The organism is Paenibacillus sp. JNU01 (genome assembly GCF_059130585.1).
This window is the reverse complement of the sequence record NZ_CP169723.1, coordinates 1,391,893-1,404,696: the sequence shown is the minus strand read 5'-3', so window position 1 is coordinate 1,404,696 and position 12,804 is coordinate 1,391,893. Positions and strand designations below refer to the sequence as shown.

The 12,804-nt window shown below is 47.8% G+C and carries 7 protein-coding genes; all 7 read left to right on the top strand.

Features of this window, described 5'->3' with window-relative positions:
- The first annotated feature begins 13 nt into the window (after positions 1-13).
- The 7 genes from NLBNIHML_RS05850 (at position 14) to NLBNIHML_RS05820 (ending at position 12,650) form a co-directional block, all read left to right on the top strand.
- Complete coding sequence (locus NLBNIHML_RS05850; RefSeq protein WP_494354002.1) at positions 14-691, top strand: GerMN domain-containing protein; 678 nt, start codon at positions 14-16, stop codon at positions 689-691.
- A gap of 71 nt (positions 692-762) precedes the next feature.
- Positions 763-3,501: an S-layer homology domain-containing protein gene (locus NLBNIHML_RS05845; RefSeq protein ID WP_494354001.1), complete on the top strand. Its 2,739-nt coding sequence runs from the start codon at positions 763-765 to the stop codon at positions 3,499-3,501.
- Between the two features lie 163 nt (positions 3,502-3,664).
- Positions 3,665-4,360, top strand: a complete 696-nt coding sequence (gene nth, locus NLBNIHML_RS05840) for an endonuclease III (protein WP_339235075.1) — start codon at positions 3,665-3,667, stop codon at positions 4,358-4,360.
- A 23-nt stretch (positions 4,361-4,383) separates the two neighbouring features.
- Positions 4,384-4,656 (top strand): hypothetical protein, encoded by a 273-nt coding sequence (locus tag NLBNIHML_RS05835; protein ID WP_017687779.1) that lies wholly within the window; start codon positions 4,384-4,386, stop codon positions 4,654-4,656.
- A 363-nt stretch (positions 4,657-5,019) separates the two neighbouring features.
- A complete protein-coding gene (locus NLBNIHML_RS05830; protein ID WP_494354000.1) occupies positions 5,020-8,706 on the top strand; it encodes a dynamin family protein in 3,687 nt (1,228 codons plus the stop codon).
- A gap of 324 nt (positions 8,707-9,030) precedes the next feature.
- Positions 9,031-10,803, top strand: coding sequence for an ABC transporter ATP-binding protein (locus NLBNIHML_RS05825; protein WP_339235070.1), 1,773 nt, complete (start codon positions 9,031-9,033; stop codon positions 10,801-10,803).
- Positions 10,800-12,650 (top strand): ABC transporter ATP-binding protein, encoded by a 1,851-nt coding sequence (locus tag NLBNIHML_RS05820; RefSeq protein WP_339235068.1) that lies wholly within the window; start codon positions 10,800-10,802, stop codon positions 12,648-12,650. Before NLBNIHML_RS05825 ends, NLBNIHML_RS05820 begins: the two co-directional genes overlap by 4 nt.
- Positions 12,651-12,804: the final 154 nt, after the last annotated feature.

Genomic DNA, 12,804 nt, shown 5'->3' with positions numbered 1-12,804 from the left:
AGGCGGAGTTAGAATGAACAAGAAAATATGGATTGTAGCCTTGCTGGTAACGGTTATGGCAGTTGCTGCTGGATGTGGAAGCAAGCCAACAGCTGCTCCGAATCAGACGCAAGGCGCGGGAACGGAAAACAATGTGACCGAGGTTGAAGGCGAAACCATTACCGAACCGGTAACTGCTGAACCAGAAGAGAACACAACACCAACAGAATCCACGGAAGGCAGTTCGGAGGGAACGACTACAACTACTCCGCCAAGCGAAACGTCTACGGACACGCCAACAACTTCCGAAAGTAATGAAAAGAAAACGATCACTGTATTCTATACGGATGAAGAAGAACTGGAGTTGCACAAAGCTTCGGCAGAGATTTCATACGCATCGGATGATGCCAAATATAAAGCTGCCTTTGAATCACTGCAACAGAGCAAAGACAATAAACTTGTTCCACTGTGGTCTAAAGAAATTGAATTGAAATCTGTTCAGTTCAAGGATGGAGCTCTTACCCTGGATATTCATATGCCAGATACGGCACGTCTTGGAGCAGGCGGAGAAGTCTTTGCGATGGATGCTCTGAAACAAACGTTCTTCCAGTTTGATGAAGTAAAATCACTTGATTTACTGGTGGATGGTCAGCAGACTGAGAGTCTGATGGGCCATGTGGATCTTGAACATCCAATGACAAGATCCGAATAGGTTGTACAGCAGTTGTTGTACCGTGAATCCACGGATTATGGGTCGTTTTACATGAGAGAGGGGAATCATAGGTGACTTTTAAATATAACAATCCATCACACTCTAAAAAAGTAGTATCAGCCGTGCTTGCAGGCATGATGGCCCTTAGCGCCGGCGGAGCTGCCATGGCAGCAGAATCAACAGAAACGGGGCAGGGTCAGACAGCTGCAATAACGAATACGGCTGCACCAACTGGTTTGTTCAGTGACATCAAGGTCGGATACTGGGCTGAGAAACATGTGTACAAACTGGCATATCAAGGCATTCTTCTCGGTAACAACGGCCTGTTCCGTCCAGGAGACGCGGTAACACAGCAAGAAGCTGTAACGATGGCAATCCGTTTTATGAATCAAGAGGACCAGTTGAATACCGACACGGCTGCGGCATTACCGACAAACATGGAAGTGGGAAATTATTTCAAGCCATATGTCGCGCGGGCACTTCAACTGGGACTGATTGACAAGACGGAAGAATCAACTGTGGATGTATCCAAGACATCATGGGGGCAAAAGCCGGCTTCACGGGAATGGATTACGAAATTGTTAATCCGCTCATTGGACAAGGATGCGGAAGCAAAGGCACAAAACAATCAATCTACCGGATTTGCTGATAATGCAGATATCTCTGAAAGTGGTAAAGGTTATGTCAATCTGGCTGTTAGCCTGGATCTGGCCAAAGGTGTGGAAGGCAACAAATTCAATCCAACTGGTTCCGTAACCCGTGCTCAACTCGCTACCTTCTTCAGTCGTGGCGAATCGTTAACGGATACGAAGTATCCGAACACTTCTACGGGTTATGTAACTGGATTGAAAGATGGGCAGATCACGCTGGTTGTGGACGGCAAAGCCGTTAACTTCGCAGTGAACAGCAGTACGCCTTACTTTACGAAAGACAGTGAGACGCGTGCTTCATCCACAGATGTGAAACTATATACGAAAGTTATGGTTGTGGGTTCGGCTGGCGGGGCTTCCTATGTGGAAGTCGTTGATGCTACACCACAGGTGGAAAGCGTTGAAGGTACATTTGCACGTTCATTGTCTGGCAATAAGATTGGTATTTTTGTGGGCGAGAATTACGAAACGTACAGTTATGATGAGGCAACGGCATTCATCGATCAGAATGGTAATGCAATCAAACTGTCCGATATTACGGCAGATAGTGTCATCGAAGTACAGCGTGAGACGTTCTCGGCTGACAAAAAAACAGTCGCAATCCGTGTGAAATCCGGCATTGTGAACAAGAGTGACAATGGCGTAGTTGCTGAAGTATCTACTTCTGGTAAAACCATTAAACTTGTCAATGCAGCGGGTGCTACCGAGCAGTTTGCTTACAATGACAATCTGCTTATCACATATCAGAACCGTATCCTGTCAGTGGCTGATCTGAAAGCCGGCAGTGCTGTAAAATACACCGTTAAGGACAGTGTTCTGCAAACGATCGTATTAACTCAAGGTGTGGAGCAATCTGTGCGCGGAACACTGGTTGAGATCGGTGGTAACCAATCCACGTTAACGTTCAAACGTGAAGGAGGTTCACTGGAGGCGAAACTGCTGACTGAAAAGCCGGAAGTCATTATCAATGGCATTCAGGATGCAACGCTGAATGATCTCATCACGGATGCTACGAACGGGGATCAGGTGGAGCTGACATTAAACGCTGATGACCAGGTAACGCGTATTCAGGTCATTGGACGCCAAATGGAACCTATGAACGGGGTAACAGTTGTGTCTTACAATAGTAAAACAAAGGTACTTACCGTGCTGGACAACAACAAAAAACCGTTTGTATTTACATTGGACGAGAAAACAAAGCTGGATTATAATACGACCAAACCTACACTGGCTGGTCTGGAGTCACTCTTAAACGATGGTCGAAAATTGGATCTGACATATGTGGGAACACGTGCATTGTCCGTTAAAGTGATTTACAAGTATGAAGGTACAATCAGCAACATTGATACTTCTGGCAAGAAAATCAGTTTGTTGTCCGGTAATCAGACGATTACAGTGCCTTATTCTACGGTTCCTACAGTCGAGATGTATAATAAATCCGGCGCAAGTCTGGGAGATCTGAAGATTGGTGACAAAGTTACCATAACACTTGGAGCAAATCAGGATGTAGTGCAGAAGATTGCACTGAACACTGTGGCTCAATTCGAAGTGGTTGCCTTGGAAGCAAATAGTCGTATTCGAGTAAAATCAGATCTGTTGACAAGTCAGTTCTACGTGGATCAAGCGGTACTGACAGGAGAGAGTGGTCAGACGATCACGCCTTCACAGCTGACAGCAGGCAACCTGATTAATGTAACATTTGAAGGAGTTACGCCAAAAGCGGTTCAAGTCGTGAAGCGTACGCTGGCTGAAGTTACAGCAGTGGATGCTTCATCCGTAACACTCAAGCAGTTTAACGGCCAGACTGAAAACGTGCCTGTTAGCGGTTCGGTTAAAGTCGTAAAATCTGGCTCTACGTTAACTTCGCTGACTAGTCTTACGGTCGGTGATCGTGTTGAAATGACAAAAGATACGGATAATTCAACACGCTTCAGAGTACTAACTGTCATGAGCAAACAATTCTGGTCTTATGATGGTGTGGGTAACCAGATTTTGGTTAAACGGGAAACGACAGCAGACACAAACTATCGTTTTGCACTCGGATCAAGTGTATTTGTTCACCAGGGTGACAATACTTTAAGCGTGCAATCTCTCAGAGATAATGATAATATTGTATTGTATCTCCTGAACAATGTGATTATGGAGATTCAAAAACAGTAATCGTTTCTTTTCGAGGATCAAAAGAATGACCGTCTTGATACGGGATCTTTCCCGCATCAAGACGTTTTTTTTGCAAGCTTTTTGAGGTCCCCGCAAAGTATTCGGATGAAGCTTCGAAGTAAGGCTCCGCAGAGTGGAGTCATTTTGTGGGAGGTAGCTCTTCATGAATGCAGCGACGGTTAGGCATATACTCGAAACGATGGAAGCAATGTTTCCTGATGCACATTGCGAATTAAATCACAGCAATGCATTTGAATTGACGGTAGCTGTCCTTTTGTCTGCCCAGTGCACCGATGAAACGGTGAACAAGGTAACCGCAGATTTGTTCCAGAAGTACAAAAGCCCAGCAGATTATCTGGCGGTTCCTCTCGAAGAGTTGGAACAGGATATTCGGCGAATCGGTTTGTATCGGAACAAGGCCAAGCATATTCAGAACATGTGCCGAATTTTAATAGAGCAGTATGGCGGTGATGTACCGCAGGAACATGATCAGCTTGTGACGCTACCAGGTGTCGGGCGGAAAACCGCGAATGTAGTTGTTTCCAATGCGTTTGGAGTACCGGCAATTGCGGTAGATACTCATGTTGAACGTGTATCCAAGCGGCTGGCACTTGCAGGTTGGGATGACTCCGTACTTGAAGTCGAAAAGAAACTAATGAAGCGCGTACCCCGGGATGAGTGGACACTAACTCACCACCGGTTTATATTTTTTGGACGCTACCATTGCAAGGCACAGAACCCTGCGTGTCATATCTGTCCATTGCTGGACATATGCAGGGAAGGGAAAAAACGTATGAAAACGTCCCAAATCAGGAAAGATAAGGAACGTGTCACCACCCGAAAACGAAAAATAAATTAATGAGCAGAAAAGGATGAATAATCATGAAATGCATTTCCGTGTACACTGACAATTTTGAGGCCTTCTCCGATATTTTTGAACAAATCGTTGAACAGGAAATGGCGGAGAATGAAGAAAAAGAAGTAGAAGGCATCACAGTAAGCCATTCTGGCGACGTGCCTGAACATTACCTGGAGCGTATGTCCGTTAAACCAGAAGTTGTGGTTATGAGAGACAAAGGCAGAGACATTACAATTCTTCAGCATGGACAAGTATTTGAAATCTTGCTTCCTTCCATGGAGAACGCAGTTTCCTAAGTAGTGATTACACAATTGGGTTCTGTTGTATTAAAGAGTAAGCAGTATGCTAAATACTGAGTATAGAACGTCTGACAGATAAAACCGACTTGTTCGGTTTTATTTTTTTATAGATTTATATGTTCACAGCGCACCTGAACAATTCGGTAATTGCAAGAATAGCAATCACTAAACACGTTCTGTCTTCTGTGAAAATACGTTGATCAACGTTTTTCTTATATTTGCATTTGTATATATAGGATAGTTCAGGTATATTCCATTCAATCGTTCAAATTCAAACTTGATAATGTTAAAATAAATGTTGTAAAAGAGATAGACATCGAAACGGATGTCAAATTAGAGGAGCCAGGGGGAAGGCCAGTCATGTCCAGAACAGATTACCCAAAAGAAATGGCCAAACCTCTGCTTCCGCTGCGTGAAGCGATGGAGCAGACAGGGGACCATACGGCTGTACAGGCTTTAACGGATTTAATCAGCAAGGCGGAAACGAAACATCTGACGATTGCGTTCTGTGGTCATTTCTCTGCAGGCAAATCGAGTCTCATCAACAGTTTGTGCGGTAAGCGGGTGCTGCCTTCAAGTCCCGTGCCAACAAGTGCGAATGTGGTATCGATACGTAATGGTAAGCCGAGAGCGCTGATTTATACTACGCCAAACGTAAGCGCTGACAATGGAGCAGGAACACTTGAAGTTTCTCCAGAGGAATTGGAGGCGTATTGCAAAAATGGGGGAGCGTACAGCTCCATTGAGGTATGGGATGATATTCCCTTGCTGAAAGATGATGCTGTTCTGTTGGATACACCCGGTGTGGATTCTACAGATCGTGGGCACAGTCTTGCGACCCATTCCGCGCTCCATCTGGCGGATGTGGTCTTCTATGTCATGGACTATAATCATGTCCAGTCCGAGACGAACCTTTCATTTGCCAAAAGTTTGTCGGATTGGGGCAAACCCTTGTTTTTGATCGTGAACCAGATCGACAAGCATCGGGAACGTGAGCTTTCTTTTGAACAATATACCGAAGGGGTCGAAGCTATATTTGCAGCCTGGGAAGTTAGATATGACGGACTGTTGTTTACTTCCCTCCGCGACAAGGAGCATCGCTACAACCAGTGGGATATGCTGCCGGAACTCATTGGACACATGATGCAAGAAAAGGAAGCGTTAATTACGCACAGTTTGGCAAGTTCGGCTAGTCATGTAACGGAGCAGCACCTGACGAGAGAAGCGGAGAAACGTGAGGATGAAGAACAATCTCTGCTGGATGAGATCGGTGGTAAGGAAGGAATTGAACGCTTGGAACGGGAGCTGGAGCTTCTCGATCAACAAGCAGAAGACATTCGTACCGGGCCTTCGCGAGTGCGTGAGAAATTCCGGGCAGAGCTTGAGCCTCTTCTGGCGAATGCAAATCTTACTCCTGCGGATATTCGCGCGTCGGCTGCTGCCTATTTGGAGAGCCGCAAACCGGGTTTCAGGGTAGGCTTATTGTTCTCAGGCGGCAAAACCGAGCAGGAGAAACAACGCCGTGTTTCTGAACTGGTGCGTTTATTACAGGATCAGGCTTCCGGACAAGTGGAAGTACATATTCGTACGATGCTTAGGCAGCTGGGTGAATCCCATCAGATATGGGGAGCGGAGTGGGAGCAGGCGCTCAATACGGAGCTTCCTGCTGTGGATGAAGCACTATTGGAGATGAAACGCAGTGCCAGTGCAGAGGTATCTCCCGAGTATGTGATTCAGTTCAGTAAAGATGTGCGGGGCGAGATTGAGGCCCGCTATCGCAGGTCGGCCATGATGCTGGCCGACCGCATGCTTGAAGCGCTGGGTGCGCGAGGCGAAGCCGCGCTCCAGGCGCTGGACGCCAGCCGCGCAGCGCTGCTGGCGCAATCCGCGGCGGCGGCGCGCTACACGGCGCTCCAGCGCAGCGCCGCCGCAGAGGCAGCAGGGCTGCGCAGCCTGCTGCCTGATGCGGGCCCCCTCCCCTCCGGGCTATTGCCGGAGGTGAAGGGCCCGCACGTGCCCGCGGTGCCTGGACCGGGCGAAGCACCCGGTCCGCATGCGGGCACGTCAGCGTCTGTGGCTGCGCAGCCACAGACGCCAGAGGCACCGCCAGCGCAGCGCGCAGTCGCAGCGGCGGTGCCAGGGCCAACGGCGGCGGCTGGCGCTGAACGCCGCCGACGCCTGGACGCAGCAGCGGCACGGCTCGAAGCCGCTGCTGCGCTGGTAGAGCCGTACCCCGCCATGGGGTCGGCGGTACGGGATCTGCGTGCACGCGCGGCTTCGCTTGCGGGCGGCACGTTCACACTCGCGCTGTTCGGAGCGTTCAGCGCCGGCAAATCCTCCTTCGCCAACGCGTTGCTGGGCGAAGCTGTACTACCCGTCTCGCCGCATCCAACAACAGCGGCGATTAACCGGATCATGGCTCCTGCCGGGGGCGCGGAGCATGGAACAGCCCGGGTCCGCATGAAGACCCGGGACGCCTTCCATGAAGACCTCGCCTATTCCTTCCGTTTGCTTGGACTGGGTGAGCCTGGAACCGAGTGGCAGAAGCGAGTACGTTCCCTCTCGCCACAGGATGTGCATCCGGCGGGGCGCCCGCATTACAGCTTTTTGCAGGCGGCAGCAGCCGGCTGGGAAGAAACAGCGGACCAGCTGGGCCAGGATGTGCTGGTGGATTTGGAGGGTTACCGTAATTTTGTCGCAAACGAGAAGAAGTCCTGCTTCGTAGACAGTATCGATCTCTACTACAGTTGCGATGTAACGGAACAGGGTATTGTGCTGGTCGACACACCAGGAGCGGATTCCGTCAATGCTCGTCATACGGGTGTAACCTTCAATTATATGAAAAATGCGGATGCACTCATTTTTGTGACGTATTACAACCATGCTTTCTCACAAGGAGATCGGCAGTTCCTGAATCAGTTGGGACGTGTTAAGGATAGTTCTGCCATGGATCAGATGTTCTTTGTTGTGAATGCTAGTGACTTGTCTTCCTCCGAGGAAGAACTGGAGCAGGTTCTCGATCATGTGAGCACCCAATTGCGCAGTAATGGAATTCGGGCACCACGACTCTTCCCCGTATCCAGCATATTGGCGATGGAAGGCAAGATGGCAGGTGATTCAAAGCTGCTTGAGCAATCCGGATTTATTCGTTTTGAGGAAGAGTTCAACCAGTTTGCAGGCAGAGAATTAGCCGATCTTGCCGTAGGCGGAGCTTCCGAAGAGATGGCACGTGTCATTCAGCGGCTGAAGAAACGCGCGGAGGATGCGGCTCAGGGAGAGGAAGCTTTGCAGCAGCGGCGGAATGAACTGGAGACGATCCAGGGACAATCACGCCAGCGCATCCAGCAACTTGCAGCACGATCCATGAAGGAAGAACTGTCACAGGAAACAGCAGAACTGCTCTTCCATGTGAGGCAGCGACTTGCCTATCGCCTTGGCCTATTCATGGCAGAAGCATTCCATCCATCCGTACTTCGGGAGGATCGGGGCAATCTGAAGACGGCTTTTGCGGCCTGTGGACGTGAACTGTTGCGCATGATTGCGATAGAACTTGAGCAGGAACTGCTTGCGACCACCCTCAGACTTGAACAGACAGGTCAGACTTGGCTGACAAAACAAGTTACAGATTGTATAGATGACGTCAGACAGTTATCAGGTGGGGTGGATGTGTCACTGCCACTGACCGAACGCTGGAGTACACCTGTGCTTGAAGAAGTCCGTCTGGAAGAACCGTCTGGATGGAAAAGCTATTTGAATTATTTCCGCAATCCGAAACAGTTCTTCGAAGGGGATGGGCGTCAGCGGTTACAAGAGGCGCTTGATCCGGTCCTCAAACAGATGATCATTGAAGTTCTTCCTGCTGCGCAAGACAAACTGATTCAGTTTTATGACAACCAGCTCAGTCAGTCATTGCAACACCAATCCCGTCAGTTGGAAGAACGTCTGGACGAGGCAGTGAGCGGAATTCAAGATACACTGGAGAGCGGAATTCCGGCGGAGCAATGGACCAGCTTGTCCAACCAACTGGAACAGATTGAACACCGTTAGAATCGCGGCATAACGCGTATTCTCTGGAAGTCTTTGTAAAACAAAATGAATGATACAGCAACACATTGAAAATGTTGCGAAAATCAACCTAAAAAGGCCCCTGCCGAAAAGGCATATAGGGAGCCTTTTTTTGGTACGAACAACCTGAAATAAAGAGAATATTCAAACATTTGATTGAAAGGTGGGTATTTACCTTCATTAATGCGTCAATAAGCTGAAAGCAGGCAGAATATGGTCTGTTATTCGCTTTGCCGCGAATGGGGTACGGTGATAAACTTCATAAATGTTCATAGTATTTTTGAACGACATAAGAGGAGGAGAAACATGGATGTTCTTAGGCAACTGCAAATCTTTTTTTGGGAAAAGCGAACGTATTTATTTGTATCAATCTTGTTCCTCGCCTTAGCGACCGCACTTGGGTTGGTGTATCCGTACATGCTGAGGATACTGATTGATGATGTTATTGTTCCGCGCACTTTTGAAGACGTTCCCATAATTGCCTTAACTGTGTTAGGTGTAGTGATTTTAAAAGCAGGAATGCAGTTTTTACATGGCTTTTTTGGAGGACGCTTGGGTAACTTCCTGGCGTACAGACTTCGTAACGCATGTTATGAAAAGCTTCAATTTTTATCCTTCCGTTATTATGATACGGCCAAGACAGGTGATCTGATGTCCCGCCTCACGGGAGATTTGGAAGCCATCCGTAACTTTATCGGATTTGGTTTCGCCCAGATTCTCAACATGGTATTGATGGTCGTATTCGGCGCAATCATGATGATGACCATGAGTTGGCAGCTTACACTGTTCACGCTCATATGCATCCCATTACTTGCCTTCGTTGCGCTGAGATTCGAATCCAAAATTCACCCTGCGTTTCAGGAGATGCGGCTGGCGCTCAGTTCACTGACGACAGCGGTACAGGAGAATATTACTGGCGTGCGTACGGTAAAATCCTTTGCACGTGAGCCTTATGAAGTGGAGAAGTTCTCCACACGCAATGAGCGTTACAAGACGAATCAGATTCATGCCGCAACATTGTGGAGTCACTATTTTCCGATCATGGAGATTCTTGCTTCGGTGAGCATCGTGCTGTTGCTGGTAATCGGTGGAAGAATGGTTATACAGAATACGCTGACACTTGGTGAACTCGTTGCCTTTTTCAGTTTGATCTGGTACATAATCGGTCCAATGTGGAATCTGGGGTTCCATATCAACAACTATACGCAATCGAAAGCTTCAGGTGAACGGGTGCTCGAACTGCTTAATACGCCAGTGGATGTGGAAGAAACGCAAGATCCGGTCATTGTGGAAGCAGACCAAGTGAATGGTCATGTGACATTTGATTCCGTTACCTTTGCCTACGGCAACAAAATGCCAGCGGTAACCGATATTAATTTTGATGCTGCACCCGGTTCTGTAATCGGTTTCCTCGGGGGCACAGGGTCAGGTAAATCGACGATCATTCAGCTTCTGATGCGTGCATATAACGTCAACTCGGGTACGATTAAGCTGGATGGCAAAAACATCAAAGATATAGGCATTCGCAGTTTGCGGAGTCAGATCGCTTCTGTTTTCCAGGAGACATTCCTGTTCTCATCCAGCATTCGCAATAATATTTCCTACGGACTCAAGAATGTCACCATGGATGAGATTATCCGTGCAGCCAAGCTGGCCAAGGCTCATGACTTCATTATGGAGTTCCCGGACGGATATGACACGGTGGTTGGTGAACGCGGCATGGGATTATCGGGTGGACAGAAACAGCGGATTGCGATCGCAAGGGCTTTGCTGAAAAATCCGAAAATTCTGGTACTTGATGACGCAACAAGCGCCGTGGACATGGAGACGGAACATGAGATTCAATCTGGTTTCCAGGAAGTTATGCGCGGTAGAACTACATTTATTATTGCACACCGGATATCTTCACTAAGACATGCAGATGAGATTCTGGTGCTGGATGAAGGTCGCGTGGTACAACGTGGCAAACATACCGAACTTATTGAAGTACCTGGACCATACCAGGATGTTTATAAAATTCAATACGCAGATTATATTGCCCGCGGTAAGCGGGAGGCTGGGGAGCAGGTGAATTCATGAGTGCCGAGACGATAGCAGACAGGCGCGAGGCCAAAGGGGCCTCCGAGAAGAAACTGAATGAACGATTTGTGTATCAGGATGATGAAATTATTGAAAAACCGTTTAACTGGAAAGAATTTGGACGTTTATTTGCATACATGAAACCTTATGCGAAACAACTGTTGCCACTCGTTATTCTAATGATGATTCTGGGTACCATTACGAAATTATCCGTACCTTTTCTGATCAGTCTGGCGATTGACCGGGCCATCGCACCGGCCACAGGGCTGCCAAGTATGACGATGCTTTATCTGATCGCAGGCTCCATATTCGTGTTGTATCTCATTCAGTGGGCTGCCAATACGTACCGGATCAAATTGACGAACATTATTGGACAGCGCGTTATCTACGATCTTCGCTCGGATCTGTTCAAGCATATCCAGAAGCTGTCCTTTAACTTTTTTGACAAAAGACCGGCAGGTTCCGTACTGGTGCGTGTGACGAATGATATTAACTCCCTGCAGGATCTGTTCACGAACGGTGCAGTTAACGTCATGATCGACTGCGTGCAGCTGCTCGGCATCATTGTGATCTTGCTGTTGATTAACTGGAAACTGGGTCTTGCCGTAATCATTACGGTGCCGATCATGTTTATCATCTCGACCAAACTGCGGGTGCTGATCCGTCGTGCCTGGCAGGATGTTCGCATGAAGAATTCCCGGATTAACTCTCACTTGAATGAATCCATTCAAGGGATTCGAGTGACTCAGGCGTATACACAGGAAAAAGAGAACATGAAGTATTTTGACAACATGAATCTGTCCAGCAAAAAGTCATGGGATAAAGCATCAGCGATGAACCAGGGCTTCGGACCACTGATCGAGATTACCGGCGGATTCGGGACATTAATCCTTTTCTGGTTTGGTGCCTATCTGATTCAGGATGGTCAGTTAACCGTAGGGTTACTTGTCGCTTTTGCCAACTATGTCGGCAACTTCTGGGACCCAATCAACCGTCTGGGACAGATGTACAATCAGCTATTGGTTGCGATGGCATCATCGGAGCGTATCTTCGAATTCATGGATGAAAAACCAAGTATTGCGGATAAACCAGGTGCCAAGCCACTTCCTTCTATTAAAGGAGATATCGCATTCGAAAACGTGGTGTTCGAATACGAGAAGGGCAGACAGGCGCTGAAAGGAATCAGCTTCTCGGCGGCTGCGGGACAATCAATTGCACTCGTTGGTCATACCGGTTCAGGTAAAAGTACGATCATCAACCTGATCAGTCGTTTCTATGATATATCCGGTGGACGTCTCACCATTGACGGACAGGATGTGCGGGATGTAACGGTAGAGAGTTTACGCAGCCAGATCAGTATTGTCTTGCAGGATACCTTCATCTTCTCGGGTACGATTCGTGACAATATTCGATTTGGACGATTGGATGCAACGAATGAAGAAGTGGAAGAGGCCGCCAAAGCAGTCAATGCGCATGAGTTCATTATGAAGCTGCCTGGCGGATATGATACCGAAGTGGAAGAACGAGGAAACGTATTATCCATGGGACAACGGCAATTGTTATCCTTTGCCCGTGCGCTGCTTGCCGATCCTCGCATATTGATTCTGGATGAAGCTACTGCCAGCATTGATACCGAGACAGAGCTTAAAATCCAGGAAGCACTGAAGGTATTGTTGCAGGGAAGAACGTCCTTTATGGTCGCTCACCGTCTCTCCACCATCCGGAATGCAGATAACATTATTGTCCTGGATCATGGTGAAATTAAAGAAGAGGGCAACCATGAGCAGCTTATCCAAAAACAAGGCGTATATAATGGATTAATAGAAGCTCAATACAGATTTTTGTAATAAGACCTTCGGACGGCTTTTAAAGTTAAAGTGTCTGAGCGCATATGAACGTATAATACTCTGGCGTTCTTTAGCCTGATCCTCAATAATAAGTGCATTTTATTTATTGAAGACAGGTTAAGGATAGCCGGAGTGTTTTTTTTATCTTTAGTTC

Bases quoted from the DNA above. Each gene is read 5' to 3' on its own strand.
- NLBNIHML_RS05850 (WP_494354002.1), top strand. From the start codon at position 14: ATGAACAAGAAAATATGGATTGTAGCCTTGCTGGTAACGGTTATGGCA.
- nth (WP_339235075.1), top strand. From the start codon at position 3,665: ATGAATGCAGCGACGGTTAGGCATATACTCGAAACGATGGAAGCAATG.
- NLBNIHML_RS05835 (WP_017687779.1), top strand. From the start codon at position 4,384: ATGAAATGCATTTCCGTGTACACTGACAATTTTGAGGCCTTCTCCGAT.
- NLBNIHML_RS05830 (WP_494354000.1), top strand. From the start codon at position 5,020: ATGTCCAGAACAGATTACCCAAAAGAAATGGCCAAACCTCTGCTTCCG.
- NLBNIHML_RS05825 (WP_339235070.1), top strand. From the start codon at position 9,031: ATGGATGTTCTTAGGCAACTGCAAATCTTTTTTTGGGAAAAGCGAACG.
- NLBNIHML_RS05820 (WP_339235068.1), top strand. From the start codon at position 10,800: ATGAGTGCCGAGACGATAGCAGACAGGCGCGAGGCCAAAGGGGCCTCC.